Genomic DNA, 22,213 nt, shown 5'->3' on the forward strand with positions numbered 1-22,213 from the left:
CGCCTGAGCGCCCCGAACGTCTTACTGCTGCGGCAGTTCGAGCGGCGACTGACGCGGGGTTTCCGCTTCAGCCTTCTGCGCCGCTTCGAGGGCGTCGGCTTCTGCCTTGGCCCGTGCGTTGGCGGTTTGCTGCAGGGCGTCCAGCTGTGCCGGCGTCAGCTGTTGCAGACGCAGCATCATGCGCTGTACCAGCTCGCGACGGGTTTCACGGCGGGCGTCGTTGGCTTCCTGGTCGGAACCCACCAGGTTGTTGCCGTCGTGGATGAACACTTTCTGCACTTCAAGCTTGTCGCTTTTCAGCAGCAGATCTTTTTCGCCACGGATATCGTAGGTCAGCACGGTGCTCACCTGGTATTCGCCAGTACGACCGGCGCCGGCATAGCTGAGGATGCGCTGGGATTCCTGCTCATCGGCCAGGTACAGTTTGTACGGCGCACCGGAAGTGACCTTGACGCCGCTGGCCTCCAGCACCTGACGCAGTTGCGTCACGGTTTCGCCGTAGGCGTTGCGGGCGCTCAGATCGAGTTCCTTGATCGACAGTTCGTTGGTGCCGGTGCCACGCAGCTGGAAACCGCAGGCGCTCAACAGGACGGCGAGGCCCATCACCAGCAGATTGCGTTTGATCATTGTGTTGCTCCCCTTGAAACCATGTGGGCCGACTCTGTGGCCCGAAAGGTTTTACTGGGCGCCAGGCTCACCTGACGCCCGATCCAATTAGCTGGCGACGATATTGACCAGTTTCCCGGGCACTACGATCACTTTGCGAATAGTCAGGCCGTCAACGAAACGCAGCACGTTTTCGTTGGCGCGGGCTGCCGCTTCGACTTCTTCACGGGTCGCGGCGGCCGGCATTTCGATCTGGCCGCGCAGCTTGCCGTTGACCTGGATCACCAGGGTCAGGCTGTCCTGTACCAGCGCGCTTTCGTCCAGCACCGGCCAGCCGGCGTCGATCACCGGGTCAGCGTGACCCAGGCGGTTCCACAGCTCGTGGCTGATGTGCGGTGTGATCGGAGCGAGCAGCAGCGTCACGGTTTCCAGGCCTTCCTGAACCAGTGCGCGATCCTGTTCGGTGGCTTGCGCAGCTTTTTCCAGCACGTTCATCAGCGTCATCACCTGAGCGATGGCGGTGTTGAATTTGTGGTTCTGGCCGACGTCATGGCTGGCCTGCTTGATTGCCTGATGGATCGCGCGACGAATGACTTTCTGCTCGTCATTCAGGCCGGCGATGTCCAGTTTGCCCGGCAGGCCCTGAGTGATATGGGCCTGAGCCAGACGCCAGACGCGCTTGAGGAAGCGGTGCGAGCCTTCCACGCCGGAGTCGGACCATTCCGCGCTCATGTCAGGTGGCGAGGCGAACATCATGAACAGACGGCAGGTGTCGGCGCCGAACTGGTCGATCATCGACTGTGGGTCGACGCCGTTGTTCTTCGACTTGGCCATCTTCTCGGTGCCGCCGATTTCCACCGGCAGGCCGTCGGCGATCAGCTTGGCGCTGATGACCTTGGCCTTGCTGTCACGCTCGAGTTCCACGTCCGCCGGGTTGAACCAGGTGTAGGCACCGTTGGCTTCGCGACGATAGTAAGTCTCGGCGACCACCATGCCTTGGGTCAGCAGGTTCTTGAACGGCTCGTTGGAGCTCACCAGGCCTTCGTCGCGCATCAGCTTGTGGAAGAAGCGCGCGTAGAGCAGGTGGAGAATGGCGTGTTCGATACCGCCGATGTACTGATCCACCGGCAACCAGTGGTCGGCCGCGGATTTTTCCACCAGACCGCCTTCGAAGTGCGGCGAAGCGTAACGGGCGTAGTACCAGGACGACTCGACGAAAGTGTCCATGGTGTCGGTTTCACGCTTGGCAGGCTGACCACATTTCGGGCAGTTGCATTCGTAGAACTCGGGCATGCGCGCCAGCGGCGAACCTGCGCCGTCCGGCACCACGTCTTCCGGCAGGACGACCGGCAATTGATCTTCCGGTACCGGTACGTCACCGCAGGCATCGCAGTGGATGATCGGGATCGGGCAGCCCCAGTAGCGCTGGCGGCTGATGCCCCAGTCGCGCAGGCGGAACTGGGTGCGCGAGGCGCCGAGTTCTTTCTTGATCAGGGCGACTTCCATGGCGTCGAACGCGCCAGCGAAGTCCAGGCCGTCGAACTCGCCGGAGTTGATCAGCGTGCCATGCTCGCCGTAGGCGTCTTGCCATGGCGCCGGGTTGGTTTCACCGGAGCTGGTGCGCACCACGGATTTGACCGGCAGGTTGTATTTGTGGGCGAATTCGAAATCGCGCTCGTCGTGAGCAGGAACAGCCATGACCGCGCCGTCGCCGTAGTGCATCAGCACGTAGTTGGCGACCCACACCGGCAGTTTTTCGCCGGTCAGCGGGTGCTCGACGAACAGGCCGGTCGGCAGGCCTTTCTTCTCTTGGGTGGCGACGTCGGCTTCGGCGACGCTGCCGCCCTTGCATTCGGCGATGAATGCTTGCAGCTCAGGGTTGTTCTTGGCGGCGAGAGCAGCCAGGTGGTGCTCGGCAGCGACCGCAACATAGGTTGCGCCCATCAGGGTGTCCGGACGGGTGGTGAAGACTTTCAGGGTACCGCTTTCGCCGATCGAATCGACGTTGTACGGGAACTGCACTTCCATCCCGCGCGACTTGCCGATCCAGTTGCGCTGCATGGTCTTGACCTGCTCGGGCCAGCCGGTCAGTTCGTCGAGGCTCTCCAGCAGCTCATCCGCGTAGGCGGTGATCTTGAAGTAGTACATCGGGATTTCGCGCTTTTCGATCAGCGCGCCGGAACGCCAGCCGCGACCGTCGATCACCTGTTCGTTGGCCAGAACGGTCTGGTCGATCGGGTCCCAGTTCACGGTGCCGTTCTTGCGGTAGATCACGCCTTTTTCGAACAGGCGAGTGAACAGCCATTGTTCCCAGCGGTAGTAATCCGGTTTGCAGGTGGTGACTTCGCGCGACCAGTCCACCGCCAGGCCCAGGCTGCGCAGCTGGGATTTCATGTAGGCGATGTTTTCGTAGGTCCACTTGGCCGGGGCCACGTTGTTCTTCATCGCGGCGTTTTCCGCCGGCATGCCGAAGGCGTCCCAACCCATCGGTTGCAGAACGTTCTTGCCGAGCATGCGCTGGTAACGGGAGATCACGTCGCCGATGGTGTAGTTGCGCACGTGCCCCATGTGTAGCTTGCCGCTGGGGTAAGGGAACATCGACAGGCAGTAGTAAGTCTCCTTGCCTGGCTGTTCACTGACTTCAAAGGACTTTTGCTCGTCCCAGAACGACTGGGCGGCGGCTTCGATTTCACGGGGCTGATATTGTTCGTGCATGGCTACTTTTGTACTGGATAGGGGTGGCCTAATCCTCTTCAATGCGACGTTCGGGGCGTGCCGGACGAGCTGGAAGTGGAGTTACAGGAAGCGCCGTAGCATACATGACCGCGCTCGGCCTAGGGAAACCCTGATTGCAGCCGTTTGACCGGCTGAAATTACGGCGAGGGCCGTTGGTCGCGGCGTGCAGCCGGTTTGTGCAGCGAAGCTAAGCTCTAACTGGGGAGTGAGTCTTATCTTCAATGAGGTGAGGGATGGTGGAGTCACAGCAAAAAAACGTTACCAAACCCGAGTTGTACGAGCGGTTGATCGATCGTCTGGGTATGGCCCTGGACGCGGCAAAAACCGCTGGCCGGCTGCGCGACGAGCGCCCCCTGGAGCTGGAATTGCGTGGCTTGAGTACCGCCGAGTTCAAACTGGTCAAGGCCTACCTGGATCGCAGTGAGCGTGAAACCCACGGATACCTGTCACAAGCAGTGAAACAACTCGATGCAGCTCATACGGCCAATGTCATCTGGCTCAAGGACAAGGCGCCCGGCAGAGAAACCGTCAAGGTTCGGACTCTTCAGGCCAAGTAAACGCATGGCAGGTCAAAAAGCGGATTTTTTTCAACGGGATCCGCCCCTACTGGTTGTCGCACGATATCAACCCACTTAGGCTTCGGGCATCTTTGGAGATGCTCGATGCCTTTTCGCTATTTCATTAAACAATTTCTGTTACCGCCAGGCCTTCTTCTGCTGCTGTTGCTGGCGGCCTGGTGGTTGCGTCGCTCGCGGCCGCGGCTGGCCGGGCTGTGTTTTGCCCTTGGTTTTGGCGGATTCTGGCTGATGAGTCTGCCGGTGGTCGTGCAATGGGGTGCCAAGGCTCTGGAGCGTGAGCCGCCGCTGGCCCGGGAAGCATGGACAAGCCTGGCGCAACGCGCCGATGCGATTGTGGTGCTGGGCTCCGGTCGTGAGCGCGGCGATCTGGCCTGGGGCGAAGATCAGCCGACCGGCATCGGTCTTGAACGACAGCGATACGCGGCGCGGTTGGCCAAAGCCTCAGGGCTGCCGGTTCTGACCAGCGGTGGTCTGCATTACGACACGCCGCCGACTGAGGCGAAACTGATGGCCGACTCGCTGCGCGACGATTTCGGTGTGACGGTACGCTGGCAGGAGGGGGAGAGCCGCACCACGTGGGAGAACGCCGAATTCAGCGCCAGAGTGCTGTTGCCGGAAGGTGTCAAGCGTATCGTGCTGGTGACCCAGGCCTGGCATATGCCGCGTGCGGTGTGGAGTTATCAACAGGCTGGATTTGAAGTCGTGCCGGCGCCGGTCGGTTTTCTTGGCACGGACAATGCGCGACCGTTTGGCGGCTGGCTCCCGGAATTCAAATCGATCTGGCAGAGCGGGCAGTTGATTAACGAGGCGGTGGGGCAGGTCGGATATTTATTGTTCTACCGCTGAACAGGGCTCGTTCCTACGCAAGGCGTGGGAACGAGCAGGGTGACGGGGCGTTTCAGAGTGTCTTGGACATCCGGTTGGTCATCAGCGCCCAGCCGAACAGCACCACGCACAGGATGATCAGCGGCCACGAGCGCCATTGCAGATACGGCGTCAGGTTGTGCATCGGCACCACTTCGCCGTACAGCACGCCCTGTTCGAACTGCGGAATGCGTTCTGTGATCTGGCCAAACGGATTGATCAGCCCGGTCACACCGTTGTTGGTCGCACGAATCATCCAGCGTCCGGCTTCAAGCGCACGCATCTGCGCCATTTGCAGGTGCTGCAGCGGACCGATCGACGTACCGAACCAGGTGTCGTTGCTGATCGTCAGCAGCAGATCGCTGCGTGCCGCCAGGCCCGCGGCGAATTCCGGGTAGACCACTTCATAGCAGATGAACGGCGCGATCTGATATCCCTTGGCCTGCAACAGGGCCTGATCGGCAGGGCCGCGGGCGAAGTCGGACATCGGCAGGTCGAAGAAAGCGATCAGCCCGCGCAGGATGTCCTGCAGCGGTACGTACTCGCCGAACGGCACCAGTTTTTGTTTGAGATAGGTACCATCGCCTTCGCCGACCACGGTGATGCCGTTGTAGAAACGTCTCTCGTGGTGAACCATTTCGCGGATCGGTACGCCGGTGATCAGCGCCGATTTACGCTCGGCGGCGAAGTTGCCCATCATGTTCAGGTAGCCCTCGGCGGACTCCTTGAGCACCGGGACGGCGGTTTCCGGCCAGATCAAAAGATCCACCGGTTTGGAGTGGAAACTCAGGTCGCGGTACAACGCCAATTGCGCATTGAGCTCGGCCGGGTCCCATTTCATGCTTTGTGCGACGTTGCCCTGAATCGCGGCAACGGTCAGCGGCGCGCCGGCCGGGCTGGTCCAGGCATGGCCCTTGAGCGCAATGCCCGCCGCCCATGGCCCGATCAGCAATACCACGCCGGCAGCGATGAAGGCTTTGCGGCGGGTTTGCAACAGACGCGGTGCGTTGTAGATCAGTGCAGCGGTCAGTGCCAGAACGAACGACACCAGCCACATCCCGCCTACTGGCGCGAGCCCGGCCAGTGGGCCGTCGAGCTGGCTGTAACCGGAATATAGCCACGGGAAGCCGGTGAGGAACCAGCCACGAAAAGCTTCCTGACCGACCCACAACGCCGCGAACGCCAGGGCATCGGCCACTGGCGCTTCGTTACGCCGCAACCAGCGCGCCCACAGCCACGCCGGCAGAGCGAAGAACCAGGCAATGGCCGCGGTGAAGATCAGCATCAGGAAACCGGCCAGCAGCACCGAAGCGCCACCGAAGTGGTGGATGCTGTAATAGATCCAGCTGGTGCCGGCGCCGAACAGGCCGAAACCGAAGCACCAGCCGCGACCCAGCGCCTGGCGCGGGCTTAGCTCGCGCAGGCCGGCATAGAAAAGGCCGACCGCCAGCAGGGCCAGCGGCCAGAGATCGAACGGTGCCAGAGCGAAGGTGGTGATTGCACCGGCCGCCACGGCCAGCAGGTTACCGGGCCAGCCGGGGCGGGTTGTCCAGCGCATTTCAATCCTTAGATTTTTTACCGGGCGATTGGGGTCAGTCGCAGCAAGTGAATCCGACGGCTGTCGGCGTTCAGGATGCGGAAACGATAGGCGCCGATTTCAGTGATTTCGTTGCGTTTTGGCAAGTGCCCGAACGCGCTCATCACCAGCCCGCCGACGGTGTCGAACTCGTCGTCGGAGAATTCGCTGTCGAAGAACTCGTTGAAGTTCTCGATTGGCGTCAGGGCCTTGATCAGGAAGTCACCGCTGGGCAGCGGCTTGATGTAGCTGTCTTCTTCGACGTCGTGCTCGTCTTCGATGTCGCCGACGATCTGCTCGAGCACGTCTTCGATGGTCACCAGACCGGCCACGCCGCCGTATTCGTCGATGACGATGGCCATGTGGTTGTGGTTGGCGCGGAATTCACGCAGCAACACGTTCAGACGCTTGGACTCCGGCACGAAGGTGGCCGGGCGCAGCAGGTCCTTGATGTTGAAGCTGTCGCCGTTTTCCTTGAGGATCAGCGGCAGCAGATCCTTGGCCAGCAGCACGCCCATCACGTCGTCATGGCTTTCGCCGATGACCGGGTAGCGCGAGTGGGCCGAGTCGACCACGGCGGGGAGGAATTCGCGGGGTGTCTGGGTCGCCTTGATGCTGATCATCTGCGAGCGCGGCACCATGATGTCGCGAACCTGCAGGTCAGCCACCTGGATGGCGCCTTCGACGATGGCCAGCGCTTCGCTGTCCAGCAGTTTGTTCTGATGTGCATCGCGCAGCAGCTCAAGCAGCTCCTGGCGGTTCTTCGGCTCGTGGGCAAAAGCCTGGGTCAGTTTACCCAGCCATGACTTTTGCCCGTTGCTCGATCGATCTTCGCTCATAGCGATTACTCTGAATCCTTTGTTGTAACAGTAGGGGATGTTTCGGTTTCGTCGTCCGCGTACGGATCGGGATAACCCAATTCGGCAAGCAACTCGCGTTCCAGTGCTTCCATTTCCTCGGCTTCCTCGTCATCTATATGGTCGTAACCAAGCAGATGCAAGCAGCCGTGAATGACCAGATGTGCCCAGTGGGCCTTTAGTTCCTTGCCCTGTTCGGCAGCTTCGCGCTCAACCACCGCCACGCAGATCACCAGATCGCCCAGCAATGGAATGTCGAGAAACTCGTCAGGCACTTCGGCGGGAAAGGACAGGACGTTGGTCGCGTAATCCTTGTGGCGCCAGGTGTGATTCAGTTCGCGGCCTTCTTCCTCGTCGACCAGACGAATGGTCATTTCCGAGTCAGCGGTGCGCTGGCGCAGGGCCAGTTCGCACCATTGGCGGAACTCGGCTTCGGTCGGCGCAGACGCTTCGGTCGCGATTTGCAGGTCAAGCTCAAGCATCGTGGCGGGTGTCCTTTGGCGCTTCATCAGCGACACGCGTCTCGAAGCGCTCGTAGGCTTCGACGATGCGTTGCACCAACGGATGGCGCACCACGTCTTTAGGCTGGAAGTGAGTGAAGCTGATGCCCGGCACATCTTTCAGGACTTCGATGACGTGATGGAGTCCGGATTTGGTGCCGCGCGGCAGGTCGACCTGGGTGATGTCGCCGGTGATCACGGCCGTGGAGCCGAAACCGATCCGGGTCAGGAACATCTTCATCTGCTCAACGGTGGTGTTCTGACTTTCGTCGAGAATGATGAAACTGTTGTTCAGCGTACGGCCGCGCATGTAGGCCAGCGGGGCGACTTCGATCACTTGGCGCTCGATCAGCTTGGCCACGTATTCGAAGCCGAGCATCTCGTAGAGTGCGTCGTAGAGCGGGCGCAGGTACGGGTCGATCTTCTGCGACAGGTCGCCGGGCAGGAAGCCGAGTTTCTCACCCGCTTCGACCGCCGGACGCACCAGCAGGATGCGACGGATCTGCTCGCGCTCCAGCGCATCGACGGCGCAAGCGACAGCCAAGTAGGTCTTGCCGGTACCGGCCGGGCCGATGCCGAAGTTGATGTCGTTGCCGAGGATTTCCTTCACGTAGCGCAGCTGATTCAAGCCGCGTGGGCGAATCATGCCTTTCTTGGTGCGCAGGGCAACGGAGGCTTCGGCGGGGGCGTGATTGTCCAGTTGCTCGACGGCCGATTCCTGGAGGAACAGGTGAACCGTATCCGGCGACAGCTCTGAACCCTTGGTTTCCCGGTACAGGCGGCGAATAAGGTTTTCCGCGGAAGTGGTGTGCTTGGGTTCGCCGATCAGCTCGAACTGATTGCCGCGGTTGCGGATCTCGATGGCCAGGCGCTGTTCGATCAGCCGCAGGTGCTCGTCGAACTGCCCGCACAGATTGGCGAAGCGGCGAGCCTCAAAGGGCTCGAGGATAAAACGATGTGGTTCGATGGGTGCGTTCAAGGTCGTATTTAGCCGCCCTGGGGCAATTAGGATGAAATCAAGGATAACGCCAGCGGCGTGGGTGCGAAAGCTCTTAAATTGATGCTGTTTCTGTGGGAGCGAGCTTGCTCGCGAAAGCGGTCTGTCAGACACAGGAATGTTGAATGTGTCGCAGCCTTCGCGAGCAAGCTCGCTCCCACATGGGATATGCGGTGTTACTGGATCAGCGAGCCGCGCAGCGAGTGCGGTTGCGCCGCGTCGATGTGGACGTCGGCGAACTGGCCGATCAAGGTTGGATTATCGCAGCGGAAGTTGACGATACGGTTATTCTCGGTCCGCCCTTGCAGCTCGCCCGGGTCTTTCTTCGAATAATCGGTCACCAGAATCCGCTGGACCGAACCGACCATTTGTCGGCTGATCTCGAACCCTTGCTGGTTCAAGCGGTGCTGCAAGGCGTTCAGGCGTTCTTTCTTCAGTTCTTCCGGGGTGTCGTCGGCCAGATCGGCGGCCGGAGTGCCCGGGCGCTGGCTGTAGACGAACGAGTAGGAAAAGTCGAAACCGACGTCGGCAATCAGCTTCATGGTCTGTTCGAAATCTTTCTCGGTTTCCCCCGGGAAGCCGACGATGAAGTCCGAGCTGATACAGATGCCCGGCACGGCGGCGCGCAGTTTGCGCAGCTTGGATTTGTACTCCAGTGCCGTGTGGTTGCGCTTCATCGCGGCCAGGATCCGGTCCGAACCCGACTGCACCGGCAAGTGCAGATGCTTGACCAGTTCCGGCACTTCGGCGTGGGCCTGGATCAGGCTGTCGGAAAACTCCAGCGGGTGCGAGGTGGTGTAGCGGATGCGGTCGATGCCGTCGACCGCCGCGACCACGCGGATCAGTTCGGCCAGGTCCGCCAGACGACCGTCGTGGGTCAGCCCGCGATAACCGTTGACGTTCTGGCCCAGCAGGGTCACTTCACGCACGCCGTGTTCGGCCAGGTGAATGATCTCGGCGATCACGTCGTCGAACGGCCGGCTGACTTCTTCGCCGCGGGTGTAAGGCACCACGCAGAACGTGCAGTACTTGCTGCAGCCTTCCATCACCGACACGTAGGCGCTCGGGCCGTCGATGCGCGGCTCGGGCAGATGGTCGAATTTTTCGATTTCCGGGAACGACACGTCGACTTGCGGCAGCTTGCTGATGCGCGCGGCGTCGATCATTTCCGGCAGGCGGTGCAGGGTCTGCGGGCCGAACACCACGTCGACGTAAGGGGCTCGATCACGGATCGCCGCGCCTTCCTGGCTGGCCACGCAACCGCCGACGGCGATCACCATGTCCGGGTTGGCCAGTTTCAGTTCGCGCCAGCGGCCGAGCTGGGAATACACCCGGTCCTGGGCGCGTTCGCGGATCGAGCAGGTGTTGAGCAGGATCACATCGGCATCTTCGGCGCGCGCCGTGACTTCCAGGGCCTGGTGTTCGCCCAGCAGATCGACCATGCGCGAGCTGTCGTACTCGTTCATCTGGCAACCGTGGGTTTCGATGTAAAGCTTCTTGGCCATGGAATAGGGTCGTCACGTGGTTCAAAGAACCGCGCATTATAGGGAACATGTCCCCAGGTTCCTACCGCTGCGCGTCCGGTGGCTATGCTATAGTTCGCGCCCTCATTTTTACCCCGATGTCGTCCGCCCGCCATGACCAAACGCGAAGCTCCAATCTACAAGGTGATTTTCCTCAACCAGGGCCAGGTGTTCGAAATGTACGCCAAGCAGATCTATCAAAGTGATCTGTGGGGCTTCCTGGAAGTGGAAGAGTTCGTCTTTGGCGAGCGCACGCAAGTGGTCGTCGATCCGAGCGAAGAAAAGCTCAAGGCGCAGTTCGAAGGCGTGGTGCGCAGCTTTGTGCCGATGCACTCGATCGTGCGAATCGATGAAGTCGAGCGGCTGGGGACGCCGAAGATCAGCGAAGCCCGTGGCGGTGTCGGTAATGTGATGCCGTTTCCGGTGCCGATGCCCGAGAAGTAAACCGTAAGACCGAGTCGCCTCATTCGCGAGCAAGCCCGCTCCCACAGGGATATTCATTCCTATGTGGGAGCGGGCTTGCTCGCGAAGAGGCCAGAAAAATCTAAAGAGAAATCAGGGCAGGGGCGAGAACGGCGTACGCCCGTCGGCGCTCTGCAATTCCATCAGGTATTTACGGAAAATTTGCCCGAGCACTTGCGTGGCAGTCTCAAGATCTTCGCGGGACATTTTTTCGGAGACTTCGTCGGCCGTATCCAGCGCATCTTCTGCGCCGTTGACCGCCGCCATCTTCAGCACGATGTAGGCCTGAATGTTGTTAGCCTGCACGCCTTCGCCGTGGAAAAACATGGTGCCGAGCTTGAATTGCGCCTGGGCGTGGCCTTGCAGCGAGGCCTTTTCGAAATAGCTCAGGGCTTGATTGAGGTCGCGCGGCGCGTTCTTGCCGTCGTAGTAGAACTCACCCAACTCGTATTGCGCTTGCGCATCCCCTTCATCCGCTGCCTTTTGGCAGGCGGCGAGGGCCTGCGTGACATCTTGCGGCTGAGTATTGAGGGTGCAGCGACCCATCGCCGGGATCAACAACGAGTTGCCGCCTGCTTGTGCATGTGCGAGCAGCGGCTGAAGGAGCAACAGGCAGCCCAAGGCAAGGGTGCGGCCGGTGCGGTTCATGGGAATCGACTTACCTCTGAAGGGCGCGCGGACCCGTCGAGGGATCCAATAAGCGCGCATTATGAAATAAGCAGGGCCATCCTTACAAAGTCTTTACTCGATTTTCTGCTGCGCGGGAAATATATCGCCCACTTTATGGGAGATTTTTGGCAGGCGTGTCGGAAAAGGCGTGCGGATGTAGGAGAACGCTGACGCTGGCAATGGCCAACGTCAGCGGCGGGGCGTTTTACTTCAACTTGGCAAACGCGCGCTCGGCGGCGTCGAGGGTCAGTTTCAGCTCGGCTTCGCCATGGGCGATCGAGGTGAAACCGGCTTCGAAGGCGCTCGGCGCGAGGTACACGCCACCTTCCAGCATCAGGTGGAAGAAGCGACCGAACAGCGCTGCATCGCTGGCCATTACGTCTTCAAAAGTAACAATGTCGTCGGCACCGCTGAAGTACAGACCGAACATGCCGCCTGCCTGGGTGGTCACGAACGGAATGCCGGCGGCATCGGCGCGCTGTTGCAGGCCGTCGAGCAGGCGCGTGGTGTAGTCGGTCAACTCGGCGTGGAAACCCGGACGGCTGATCAGGCGCAGGGTGGTCAGGCCGGCGGCCATCGCCAGCGGGTTACCCGAAAGGGTGCCTGCCTGATAGACCGGGCCCAGTGGCGCGATGCGCTCCATGATCGAGCGCTTGCCGCCGAAGCAGCCGACCGGCATGCCGCCGCCGATGATCTTGCCGAAGGTGGTCAGGTCCGGGGTTACGCCGTAGTAGGCCTGGGCACCGCCGAGGGCGACGCGGAAGCCGGTCATCACTTCGTCGAAAATCAGCACCACGCCGTGCTTGTCGCACAGGCTGCGCAGGCCTTCGAGGAAACCCGGCGCCGGCGGTACACAGTTCATGTTGCCGGCCACTGGCTCGACGATGATGCACGCGACGTCCTGGCCGACTTCGGCGAGCATTTTTTCAACGGCGTCGATGTCGTTGAACGGCAGGGTCAGGGTGTGTTTGGCGAACGCTGCCGGTACGCCGGCCGAGCTCGGCACGCCTTGGGTCAGCGCTCCGGAACCGGCCTTGACCAGCAGGCTGTCGGAGTGACCGTGGTAGCAGCCTTCGAACTTGATGATGCTGTCACGGCCGGTGAAGCCACGGGCCAGACGGATCGCGCTCATGGTCGCTTCGGTGCCGGAGCTGACCATGCGCACCATCTCCATCGATGGCACCAGCGAGCAGACCAGGTCGGCCATCTCGGTTTCCATCGCGGTCGGCGCGCCGTAGGACAGGCCGTGTTGCAACTGGTTGCGCACTGCGTCCAGCACGTCCGGGTGGCTGTGGCCGAGGATCATCGGACCCCACGAGCCGACGTAATCCACATAACGCTTGTCGTCTTCGTCAGTGACGTAGGCGCCTTCGGCGTGCTTGAAAAACAGCGGCGTGCCGCCAACGCTCTTGAACGCGCGCACCGGCGAGTTCACGCCACCGGGAATGTGTTTCTGGGCGTTGGCAAACAGGGTTTCGGAACGAGACATGATCGGGCTCTCAGACTTTTAATAATTCATTGAAGGCGCGGGCGCGGCGGGTCACTTCGGCGGTGCTGTCGGCGCCGAACAGGCCATGAACCACGGCCAGCAGATCGACACCGTGGGCCACCAGCGGCGCGGCGTTGTCGAGGGTGATGCCGCCGATCGCGCAGATCGGCAGGTGCAGGGTGCGTTTGGCCTCGTCGAGCAGATCGAGGCTGCAACTCGGTGCACCGGGTTTGGTACTGGAATTGAAGAAGCGACCGAAGGCGACGTAACTCGCACCCTCTTTGGCGGCCTGTTCGGCCAGTTCAAGCTGCGCGTGGCAGGTCGAACCGATGATCGCCTTGGAACCGAGCAGGGCGCGGGTCGGCGACAGCGGGCCGTCGGTCTGGCCCAGGTGCACGCCGACGTTCAAGCGCGCGGCCAGTTCGGCGTCATCGTTGATGATCAGTTGCGTCTTGTAGCGCTCGCACAGATCGCGCAGGGCCTCGGCCTCACGCAGACGACGGGTTTCGTCGCTGCTCTTGTCGCGGTATTGCAGCAGGGTGACGCCGCCTTCCAGCGCCGCCTCCACGTAGGACAGAAACTTGCCGGCCAGCAACGGACCGTCGGTGATGGCATACAGGCCACGTAGTTTCATCGCGCAGACCTCAGGCTCGAAACATCAGGAACAGAAATCCAGCGGCAGGCGACGCGGCACGAACTGGCCTTTGCCCAGCTGTTCGGCATCGCGCAGGGTGCGCCAGGTGTAATCCAGTGCCGTGCGCACGGCGCTGGCGAGGTTTTCGCCCAGTGCCAGGCGGCCGGCGAGGGTGCTGGCCAGGGTGCAGCCTGAACCGTGATAGCTGCCCGGCAGGCGCTGGCACTTGAAGGTTTCGCGCAGGCCGTCGCGGCTGTACAGGCGATTGTGGATTTCGGTTTCGTCGCCGTGACCGCCGGTGATCAGCAGGTTCTTGATGTACGGCAACAGTTTTTCAGCACACTCGTCCGCGGTGCCTTCTGGCAGTTCGGCGAGGATCCGGGCTTCGGGAAGGTTGGGGGTGGCGATGATCGACAGCGGTAGCAGGCGTTCGCGCATGGCGTAGCCGACTTCGTCCTTGCCCAGGCGTCCGCCGCCGCCGGCGCGCAGCACCGGGTCGCAGACCACTGGCAAGTGCGGGTGCGCCTGGAGCAGTTCGACGACGGTGTCGACCATTTCCAGGGAACCGAGCATGCCCAGTTTCACTGCCGCGACTTCGGAATCGTTGAGCACGGCATTGGCCTGGGCCAGTACCCACTCACGGTCGAGGACGCGAAAGTCAGTGACGTTGACCGTGTCTTGCACGGTCAGGGCGGTGACGGCCGGAGCCGCATGGCAACCCTGAGCGAGCAGGGCTTCGATATCTGCCTGCAAGCCGGCGCCACCACTGGGGTCGTGGCCGGAGAGACAGAGGACAACGGGGCGTGAGCTGTAGATATTCATGGTGCGCGAGCTTACCACCAAACCTGTTTTTCGGGTGTTGTGGCGCAGCGTCCTGCCGATAACACGGGTAGCGGATTCGCAGCGCTTGTCACAATTTGACCGAGCAAACAGCTCTAGCCCGGCGTTCTGCTCTGGAACGCCCGTTCTAGAGCCTTCGTCGGAAAAATTTCCATGGTGCTCAATGGCCATCAACGGCTATGCTAGAGTGGATCCAAACCAATAACAGGTAATACCGGTTTTACGTCATCTCAAAGGGAATGGGGGGCTTCCTGACACAACCGGCCAAGCCACGCTGGGGCTTCAATGCGCTATTTGTTGATGTTGCTGTTCTGCTTGCCCCTCCTGGCAAGCGCCGTCGAGTTCGACGAGTTCACCCAGAGCCTCCCGCTGGGTCGATCCCTGCAAGTGTTCGAAGACCCGAGCGGTCAGGCGAGCATTGCCGACGTCCGCGCGCAAGCCGCCGCCGGAAACTTCAAACCCCATGACAAAGCCACGCTCAATGCCGGTTATTCGCGTTCGGCGTTCTGGCTGAAGATCGACCTGCATTACCGCCCGACCAATCCGTCGGCGCAGCGCAGCTGGTTGCTGGAGCTGGCGTATCCGCCGCTAGATCATCTGGACCTGTATCTGCCCGATGCCGCTGGCGACTACCGTCTGGTGCGGCAAACCGGCGACGCCTTGCCGTTCGCCAGTCGCGAGATCCGCCAGAACAATTACCTGTTCGACCTGGCGTTCAAGCCGGATCAACAGCGAACCGTTTATCTGCGGTTGTCCAGCGAAGGCTCGATCCAGGCGCCGGTGACGCTGTGGTCGAGCACCGCTTACCTCGAAGACCAGCCAGTGCGCCTGTATGTGCTGGGGATCATTTATGGCGTGCTGCTGGGGATGCTGGTCTACAACCTGTTTATCTACCTCAGCGTGCGCGACACCAGTTACCTCTATTACATCTTCTATATCGCCTCGTTCGGCCTTTATCAGCTGTCGGTCAACGGTGCGGCCGTCGAGTATTTCTGGCCGGACAACCCATGGTGGGCCAACGCCGCCACGCCGTTCTTCATCGGTTGCGCGGGGCTGTTCGGCAGCCAGTTCGCCCGCAGTTTCCTGCAGACCAGGAACCACAGCCGCTGGCTCGATCGCCTGCTGATGGCCCTGATCGCGTTCGGCGCCGTGGTGATCGGCCTGTCGTTGATGACCAGTTATGGCCTGGCCCTGCGCCTGGCGACGACCCTGGCTCTGACCTTCACCGTAGTGATCTTCGCTGCCGGGATCCTGGCCTGGTGGCGCGGCCTGCGGGTGGCGCGTTATTTCATCATCGCCTGGTCGGCATTCCTGATCGGCGGCATCGTCAACACCATGATGGTGCTGGGCTTGCTGCCGAATGTGTTCCTGACCATGTACGCCAGCCAGATCGGTTCGGCCATCGAAGTGGCGTTGCTGTCGCTGGCCCTGGCCGACCGCATCAACGCGATGCGCGAACAACAGGCGCAGACCCTGTTCGATGCCGGCCAGAAACTCGAAGTGCTGAACCAGCAACTGGCCCACAGCAACAAGCTCAAGGATGAATTCCTCGCGACCCTGACCCACGAACTGCGTACGCCGATGAATGGCGTGATCGGCTCGCTCGAGTTGATGCAGACCGTCGAACTCGATCCGGAACTGGAGCAATACCAGCAGACCGCCGCCGGTTCGGCCCGGGACATGATGCGCATGGTCAACGGCATCCTGACCCTGACCGAATTGCAGGCCGGCAAGCTCAAGGTCACGCCGGGCAGTTTCAGCCTGCGCGGGGTGGTCGAGGCGTTGCGGATTCAGTTCGATGGCAACGCTTCGAGCAAGTCGCTGGACTTCAAGGTCGACGTACTGCCGACCCTGCCGGATCGCCTGCATGGCGACAGCGCCAAACTCGCGCAGTGCCTGGAATGCCTGCTGGACAACGCGATCAAGTTCACCCGCGTCGGCGGCCTGGCCTTGCGGGTCACTGGCAAGCCATCGACGGACAATCGCCTGGCGCTGTCCTTCGCGGTGATCGATACCGGCATCGGTTTCACCGATCTGGGCGAGGCGACGATGTATCAGCGCTTCTTCCAGCTCGACGGTTCGATGACCCGCGAGTACGGCGGGCTGGGCGTCGGTCTGGCGATCTGCCGTCAATTGGTGGAATTGCTCGGTGGCAAGCTCACGCACCGCTCCGAACCGGGGAGTGGCAGCCGCTTTCAACTGGATGTCGAGTTTGAGTTGCCGGAAGTGGAAGCCGTGCCCGCGTTCAGCCGCGACGCCGTGCGCGCGCCGCAGGATTGCACCGTGCTGCTGGTGGACGACAACAGCGTCAACCAACTGGTGATGCGCGGCATGTTGCTCAAGCTCGGTTTCCGGGTGCGCACCGCCGACCACGGCGCGGCGGCGCTCGACTGTTTGCAGCGCGAGCGCTTCGATGCCGTGCTGATCGATTGTCAGCTGCCACCGCTCGACGGGGCATCGCTGTGTTGCCAGATTCGTGACCTGCCGGGATGCGCCCATCTGCCGGTGTTCATGATCGCGCTGGGGGCGGATCGAGAGCATTGCGCGTCGGGTGGCTCGATCGACTATCTGAGCAAACCGGTGAAATTCGAGGATCTGCAGGTTGCGATGCAGCGGCGGGTGTTGAGTTGCTGATAGGGTGAAAGCGCCGGTATTTAGGCCGATATGACACTTTGATCGGTTCGGGCGCGGTGCTTAACTGAAGCTCTGGCCGATCAAGGAGCCCCGTCATGAACCTGCATCAGTTCGCCGAAACTCACGAAGTCACCAACCAGCCACCGTCGCTCGACGGCACCAACCTGTACCGCATTGACCTGCCGTTACAGGAGTGGTCGCGGCGGTTCGGCGCTGGCTGGGCCGAGTCGCGGATCGACGCCTACGGCGCGCTGGCCGGCGGGCCGCTGATGGAAGCCGGGTTCCTCGCCAATCAAAACAAACCGGTGTTCGCCAGCCATGACCGCTACGGTCATCGCATCGATCTGGTGGAGTTTCATCCGGCGTATCACGAGCTGATGCGCACCGCCATTGAACATGGCCTGACCTCGTTGCCCTGGGCTCATCCACAGGACGGCGCCCATGTTGCCCGCGCTTCCATGAGCTATCTGCACAGCCAGGCCGAGGCCGGCAGCGGTTGCCCGTTAACCATGACTTTCGCCAGTGTCCCCGCGATGCTTTTGCAGCCGAACCTGGCCGAACAATGGCTGCCGAAAATCCTCGCCACCGAATACGACCCGCGCAATGTCGGCATGGCCCACAAGGCTGGCGTGACCATCGGCATGGCGATGACTGAGAAACAGGGCGGCACCGACGTCCGTGCCAACACCACCAAGGCCTATCCGGTCGGCGCCAGCGGCCCGGGCCAGGCCTACGAACTGGTGGGCCACAAGTGGTTTTGCTCGGCGCCGATGTGCGATGCGTTCCTGACGCTGGCGCAGACCGACAAGGGTTTGAGCTGCTTCCTGCTGCCGCGCCATCGTCCGGACGACACGCGCAATCAGTTCTATATCCAGCGTCTGAAAAACAAACTCGGCAACCAGTCCAACGCCTCCAGCGAAGTAGAGTTCCGTGGCGCGCTGGCGTGGATGGTCGGTGAGGAAGGGCGCGGCGTGCCGACTATCATCGAGATGGTGGCCATGACCCGTTTCGATTGCATGGTCGGCTCCAGCTCGCTGATGCGTCAGGCGCTGACTCAGGCCAGCCATCACTGCGCCCACCGCAAGGTCGGCGGCAAACTGCTTAGCGAACAACCGCTGATGCAGAACGTGCTGGCCGATCTGGCACTTGAAAGCGAAGCCGCGCTGGCGCTGAGCCTGCGCATGGGCAAGGCGCTGGATCATCTCGATGACCGCCATGAAGCGCAGTTCGCCCGACTGGTGACGGCGGTGGGCAAATACTGGATCTGCAAACGCGCGCCGGGGATGATCAACGAAGCCGCCGAATGTATGGGCGGTGCTGGCTATGTCGAGGAGAGTATCCTGCCGCGGCTGTACCGCGAAGCGCCGGTGAACTCGACGTGGGAAGGCTCCGGCAACGTGCAATGCCTCGACGTACTGCGGGCGTTGTCGAAAGAGCCGGGCGTTCTGGATGTTCTGTTCAACGAGCTCGGCGATGGTCATGGCGACAAGCGACTGGCCGCGCACGTTCAGCAGTTGCAAGCGCAGTTCAAGGACACCACTGACATTCAATACCGCGCTCGGCAATTGACCGAAGACATCGCTTTGGGACTGCAAGCGAAGCTGCTGCTGGAGGCCGGGAATTCGGCGGTCAGCGATGCGTTCATCGCCAGTCGCCTGAGCGGTGGCGGGCGGGTCTACGGCGCGTTGCCGCGCGGGCTGGATGTCGAAGCCATCGTCGCCCGCTCTACGCCGCAAGGTTTCTGAAGGGGGATCGCGACAAAGCCACAACGCCACTGTTTCCGTGACGCCACGATGCAGGCAAGATGAAGCTCTGCAAGTCAGAACACAGGAAGCTGATCGTGACCGAAGCGTTTATTGTCGTTCAAACCGCCGAACAGGCCGTGGATCGTCTCGCCGAGCTGCATGAGCGGGCCACCACGGCGCTGAACTCGGCGCTCAAGCGTTATCTCAAGGATCGCGTCGAGCCCGACGCCGAGCAACGTGCCCTGTTCCGTTATCCCGAACTGCGTCTGACCTACCACTGCCAGGGCGAAGTCCCGCAGACCACCCGCGCTTACGCCAAGGTGCAGTTGCCGGGCACCTACAGCGTGACCGTCACCCACCCGGCGGCGTTTCGCAAATACCTGCTGGAACAGCTTACGCCGCTGATGCACGACTTCACCGTGACCGTGGAAGTCGGGGTCAGCGCGCAAAACATTCCGTACCCGTACGTGGTCGAGCAGGGTGATGAGCTGGCCGGCTCCGGTGTCACCGCCGCCGTGCTGGCGCGAGTGTTCCCGAGTACTGACCTGTCCGCCGCCACCGATGGCATCGCCGACGGTCTCTACGACTGGGAAAACACCGATCCACTGCCATTGGCGCTGTTCGATGCGGCCCGCGTCGATTTCTCGCTGCGTCGTCTGGTGCACTACACCGGCAGCGACTGGCGCCATGTGCAGCCGTGGATCCTGCTGACCAACTATCACCGTTATGTCGACCAGTTCATCGTCCATGGCCTGGAACAACTGCGCCGCGACCCGCGCTTCGTACGCATGGTGCTGCCGGGCAATGTGATCATCGAAAAAGGCATGGATCACGGCGAAGCGTCGGCGATTGCCGCCGGTGTGGTCTGGCATCGTTACCAGATGCCGGCCTATCACCTGATCGCCAGCGATGGCCACGGCGTGACACTGGTCAACATCGGCGTCGGCCCGTCCAACGCCAAGAACATCACCGACCACCTGGCCGTGCTGCGTCCGCATTGCTGGCTGATGATCGGCCACTGCGGCGGCCTGCGTCAGTCGCAGACCATCGGCGACTACGTGCTGGCTCACGCTTACATGCGTCGCGACGGGATTCTCGACCGGGTGGTGCCGCCGAACATTCCGATCCCGGCGCTGGCCGAAGTGCAGCTGGCGTTGCAGCAAGCGGCGGCCAACATCACCGGCGAAAAAGGCGAAGAACTGAAGAAACGCCTGCGCACCGGCACTGTGCTGACCTACGACGACCGTAACTGGGAATTGCGCTGGGCCCAGGAGCGACCGCTGATCAACCTTTCCCGCGCCGTGGCCGTGGACATGGAAAGCGGCACCATCGCCGCCCAGGGTTATCGCCTGCGAGTGCCGTACGGCACGTTGCTGTGTGTGTCGGACAAACCGCTGCACAGTGAAATCAAGCTGCCGGGTTCGGCCAACGCGTTCTACGAACGTGCAGTCAGCCAGCACTTGAAGATCGGCATCGAAGCAGTGGATCTGCTGCGCACCGAACTCAACTCGCTGCACTCGCGCAAACTGCGCAGCTTCGACGAGCCGCCGTTCCGCTAACGGTTTGTCGTGGTCATTTGGCGGTCGGGGCACTAGCATTGTCAGCCCTGATCGCTAAATGTCTGCTCTCTTATGTCCCGTCCTCAACGTCCACCTTCCCGCCGCCCCGGCGCGAAGCCAGCTTCTTCAGCCCCGCGCCGTGTCGCCAAGGCACCACCGGCCGAGCCGAAGCTGATTCTGTTCAACAAACCGTTCGATGTGCTGACGCAATTCAGCGACGGCGAAGGGCGGGCGACGCTCAAGGATTACATCGACATTCCTGGCATTTACCCGGCCGGACGGCTGGACCGCGACAGCGAAGGTTTGCTGCTGCTGACCAACGACGGCCAATTGCAGGCGCGGATCGCCGACCCCAAGCACAAACTGGCGAAAACCTATTGGGTACAGGTCGAAGGCGTGCCGACGGCCGAGCAGTTGCAGCGTCTGCGTGACGGCGTCGAATTGAATGACGGCATGACCTTGCCCGCCGAAGCGCGGCAACTGGATGAGCCCGAGCTGTGGCCGCGCAATCCACCGGTACGCTTTCGCGCGACCATTCCGACAACCTGGCTGGAACTGGTGATTCGCGAAGGACGCAACCGTCAGGTGCGGCGGATGACGGCGGCGGTCGGGCTGCCGACGTTGCGGCTGGTGCGGGTCAGGATTGGTGACTGGTCGATCGAAGGGCTCGATCAGGGCCAGTGGAAAGAAGTGCCGGCGCGCTTATAAAGCGCCGGATTCGATCAGGCCGATCACCACGCTCTTGATGATGAATGCGGCCACGCCAAGGCCCAGCACGAAGAACAGAATGAACGAGCCGAAGCGCCCGGCCTTGGACTTCTTCGCCAGATCCCAGACGATGAAACCCATGAAAATGATCAGGATGCTGACCAGACCGGTCATCATCCACTCTTCAAATACTGCTGGATCCATCGGGCATCTCCGGCGCTGCGCGGCTGAAAGGGCGGCCGGGAGTATACGCCAGCGGCGAACGACGCAGCATTGACCTGCGTCGGTGTGCCGCAGTCATTCGTCGATTTCAGCTACGCAGATGGGTCAGCGGCAATTCAGTGCTGTTGAGCACCTGATTCAGCACAAAGCTTGAGCGCACGCTGGTCACGCCTTCGATCCGGGTCAGATGCCCCAGCAGCAGCTTCTGATAGTGATCCATGTCCGGCACCACCACTTTCAGCTGGTAATCGGCATCAACCCCGGTCACCAGACTGCATTCCAGCACCTGCGGTAAGGTACGGATCGCCGCTTCGAAGTTCTCGAAACGCTCCGGCGTGTGCCGGTCCATGCCGATCAGCACGTAGGCGGTCAGGCTCAGGCCGAGCATCTTGCGATCGAGCAGGGCGACCTGGCGGGAGATGTAGCCGTCGTCCTCCAGTTGCTTGACCCGGCGCGAGCACGGGGAGGGCGACAGACCGATGCGCTCGGCCAGTTCCTGGTTGGAGATGCGGGCGTCGCGCTGCAATTCCGCCAAAATACTGAGGTCGTAACGGTCGAGTTTGCTCATCAAACGATCCTTTGTCTTAACTATTGCGGCGGATTATCTATCCAGGGTTAAAAATTGCGCAAGTGATGTTTATTTGAGCAATCTTCGCAATCATCTGTCGCGGCTCCGGGCCTATTCTTATCACCAGAATCACTGCTCGGTAACACAGTCCACGCGGCCCGCCCAATCCGGCCTGCCGCGGCCGCCACCCCCACCGGGGTTGTGCCGGCCCCCGAGCTGCACACTGTCCAGAAGACGGCGTGAGGTGAGCCGACGTCAAAAGCGTCGAGCCAGGACGAAGTTCTCTAGAAGGGAGGCCGACGGGTCTCCCTTTTTTCTTGCCTGCGATTTGGCCCATCTCGCTCAATAAATAAATGACGTGACTGATAACCTGTAGCAGAACCCGGTGTACTCATCCCCGGTCTTAGCTACACGCCCTCTTAATTTCAGGCTCTAGTCCGCAGTGA

General features: G+C 61.5%; 20 protein-coding genes. 7 read left to right on the forward strand and 13 right to left on the reverse strand.

Features of this window, described 5'->3' with window-relative positions:
* Positions 1-21: 21 nt before the first annotated feature.
* Together AC1Q9F_RS20265 and leuS are read right to left on the reverse strand one after the other, a co-directional pair.
* The gene (locus AC1Q9F_RS20265; protein ID WP_273904868.1) at positions 22-627 is read right to left on the reverse strand and encodes an LPS-assembly lipoprotein LptE; all 606 of its coding nucleotides are present in this window, start codon (positions 625-627) and stop codon (positions 22-24) included.
* Between the two features lie 87 nt (positions 628-714).
* Positions 715-3,321 carry a leucine--tRNA ligase gene (gene leuS / locus AC1Q9F_RS20270; RefSeq protein WP_492620764.1) on the reverse strand — a complete coding sequence of 869 codons (2,607 nt, stop codon included), beginning with the start codon at positions 3,319-3,321 and terminating at the stop codon, positions 715-717.
* Between the two features lie 254 nt (positions 3,322-3,575).
* On the opposite strand from leuS, the gene AC1Q9F_RS20275 reads away from it, so the two are divergent.
* Together AC1Q9F_RS20275 and AC1Q9F_RS20280 are read left to right on the forward strand one after the other, a co-directional pair.
* Entirely contained in the window at positions 3,576-3,899 is a 324-nt protein-coding gene (locus AC1Q9F_RS20275) for a hypothetical protein (protein ID WP_207984055.1), read from the forward strand.
* A gap of 105 nt (positions 3,900-4,004) precedes the next feature.
* A complete protein-coding gene (locus tag AC1Q9F_RS20280; RefSeq protein WP_492620763.1) occupies positions 4,005-4,766 on the forward strand; it encodes a YdcF family protein in 762 nt (253 codons plus the stop codon).
* A 52-nt stretch (positions 4,767-4,818) separates the two neighbouring features.
* Here the strand turns inward: AC1Q9F_RS20280 and lnt are convergent, their stop codons facing one another.
* The 5 genes from lnt to miaB all read right to left on the reverse strand — a co-directional run bounded on the left by lnt (position 4,819) and on the right by miaB (position 10,219).
* Positions 4,819-6,342, reverse strand: coding sequence for an apolipoprotein N-acyltransferase (gene lnt, locus AC1Q9F_RS20285; protein ID WP_492620762.1), 1,524 nt, complete (start codon positions 6,340-6,342; stop codon positions 4,819-4,821).
* A gap of 17 nt (positions 6,343-6,359) precedes the next feature.
* Positions 6,360-7,199, reverse strand: coding sequence for a CorC family transporter (locus tag AC1Q9F_RS20290; protein WP_007909641.1), 840 nt, complete (start codon positions 7,197-7,199; stop codon positions 6,360-6,362).
* 5 nt (positions 7,200-7,204) lie between these two features.
* Positions 7,205-7,699, reverse strand: a complete 495-nt coding sequence (gene ybeY / locus AC1Q9F_RS20295; RefSeq protein ID WP_007958682.1) for an rRNA maturation RNase YbeY — start codon at positions 7,697-7,699, stop codon at positions 7,205-7,207.
* Positions 7,692-8,696, reverse strand: coding sequence for a PhoH family protein (locus tag AC1Q9F_RS20300; protein WP_085608754.1), 1,005 nt, complete (start codon positions 8,694-8,696; stop codon positions 7,692-7,694). The genes ybeY and AC1Q9F_RS20300 overlap by 8 nt, the downstream gene beginning before the upstream one ends.
* Before the next feature lie 194 nt (positions 8,697-8,890).
* A complete protein-coding gene (gene miaB, locus AC1Q9F_RS20305) occupies positions 8,891-10,219 on the reverse strand; it encodes a tRNA (N6-isopentenyl adenosine(37)-C2)-methylthiotransferase MiaB (protein ID WP_074691567.1) in 1,329 nt (442 codons plus the stop codon).
* A 132-nt stretch (positions 10,220-10,351) separates the two neighbouring features.
* Between miaB and AC1Q9F_RS20310 the strand changes: the two genes are divergently transcribed.
* The gene (locus tag AC1Q9F_RS20310; RefSeq protein ID WP_007958692.1) at positions 10,352-10,681 is read left to right on the forward strand and encodes a DUF1820 family protein; all 330 of its coding nucleotides are present in this window, start codon (positions 10,352-10,354) and stop codon (positions 10,679-10,681) included.
* A gap of 111 nt (positions 10,682-10,792) precedes the next feature.
* Here AC1Q9F_RS20310 and AC1Q9F_RS20315 read toward each other — a convergent pair whose 3' ends face one another.
* The 4 genes from AC1Q9F_RS20315 to AC1Q9F_RS20330 all read right to left on the reverse strand — a co-directional run bounded on the left by AC1Q9F_RS20315 (position 10,793) and on the right by AC1Q9F_RS20330 (position 14,313).
* A complete protein-coding gene (locus tag AC1Q9F_RS20315; RefSeq protein WP_003228518.1) occupies positions 10,793-11,347 on the reverse strand; it encodes a tetratricopeptide repeat protein in 555 nt (184 codons plus the stop codon).
* 226 nt (positions 11,348-11,573) lie between these two features.
* Positions 11,574-12,857: a glutamate-1-semialdehyde 2,1-aminomutase gene (gene hemL / locus AC1Q9F_RS20320; protein ID WP_064599654.1), complete on the reverse strand. Its 1,284-nt coding sequence runs from the start codon at positions 12,855-12,857 to the stop codon at positions 11,574-11,576.
* A 10-nt stretch (positions 12,858-12,867) separates the two neighbouring features.
* Positions 12,868-13,491, reverse strand: a complete 624-nt coding sequence (gene thiE / locus AC1Q9F_RS20325) for a thiamine phosphate synthase (protein ID WP_207984051.1) — start codon at positions 13,489-13,491, stop codon at positions 12,868-12,870.
* A gap of 24 nt (positions 13,492-13,515) precedes the next feature.
* On the reverse strand, positions 13,516-14,313 hold the full coding sequence (locus AC1Q9F_RS20330) for a hydroxymethylpyrimidine/phosphomethylpyrimidine kinase (RefSeq protein ID WP_007958699.1): 798 nt from the start codon (positions 14,311-14,313) through the stop codon (positions 13,516-13,518).
* Positions 14,314-14,616: 303 nt separating this feature from the next.
* Between AC1Q9F_RS20330 and AC1Q9F_RS20335 the strand changes: the two genes are divergently transcribed.
* The 4 genes from AC1Q9F_RS20335 (at position 14,617) to AC1Q9F_RS20350 (ending at position 20,977) form a co-directional block, all read left to right on the forward strand.
* Positions 14,617-16,965 carry a 7TM diverse intracellular signaling domain-containing protein gene (locus tag AC1Q9F_RS20335; RefSeq protein WP_492620761.1) on the forward strand — a complete coding sequence of 783 codons (2,349 nt, stop codon included), beginning with the start codon at positions 14,617-14,619 and terminating at the stop codon, positions 16,963-16,965.
* Between the two features lie 95 nt (positions 16,966-17,060).
* Positions 17,061-18,710 carry an acyl-CoA dehydrogenase family protein gene (locus tag AC1Q9F_RS20340; protein ID WP_492620760.1) on the forward strand — a complete coding sequence of 550 codons (1,650 nt, stop codon included), beginning with the start codon at positions 17,061-17,063 and terminating at the stop codon, positions 18,708-18,710.
* A gap of 59 nt (positions 18,711-18,769) precedes the next feature.
* A complete protein-coding gene (gene amn, locus AC1Q9F_RS20345) occupies positions 18,770-20,269 on the forward strand; it encodes an AMP nucleosidase (RefSeq protein WP_207984048.1) in 1,500 nt (499 codons plus the stop codon).
* Positions 20,270-20,341: 72 nt separating this feature from the next.
* A complete protein-coding gene (locus AC1Q9F_RS20350) occupies positions 20,342-20,977 on the forward strand; it encodes a pseudouridine synthase (RefSeq protein WP_243459114.1) in 636 nt (211 codons plus the stop codon).
* Here the strand turns inward: AC1Q9F_RS20350 and AC1Q9F_RS20355 are convergent.
* Together AC1Q9F_RS20355 and AC1Q9F_RS20360 are read right to left on the reverse strand one after the other, a co-directional pair.
* On the reverse strand, positions 20,972-21,181 hold the full coding sequence (locus AC1Q9F_RS20355; RefSeq protein WP_003228500.1) for a DUF2788 domain-containing protein: 210 nt from the start codon (positions 21,179-21,181) through the stop codon (positions 20,972-20,974). The two genes, AC1Q9F_RS20350 and AC1Q9F_RS20355, sit on opposite strands and share 6 nt — an antisense overlap.
* A 106-nt stretch (positions 21,182-21,287) precedes the next feature.
* A complete protein-coding gene (locus AC1Q9F_RS20360; RefSeq protein WP_007909658.1) occupies positions 21,288-21,767 on the reverse strand; it encodes an Lrp/AsnC family transcriptional regulator in 480 nt (159 codons plus the stop codon).
* Positions 21,768-22,213 lie beyond the last annotated feature (446 nt).

The organism is Pseudomonas sp. GW823-FHT04A03, from assembly GCF_058796615.1.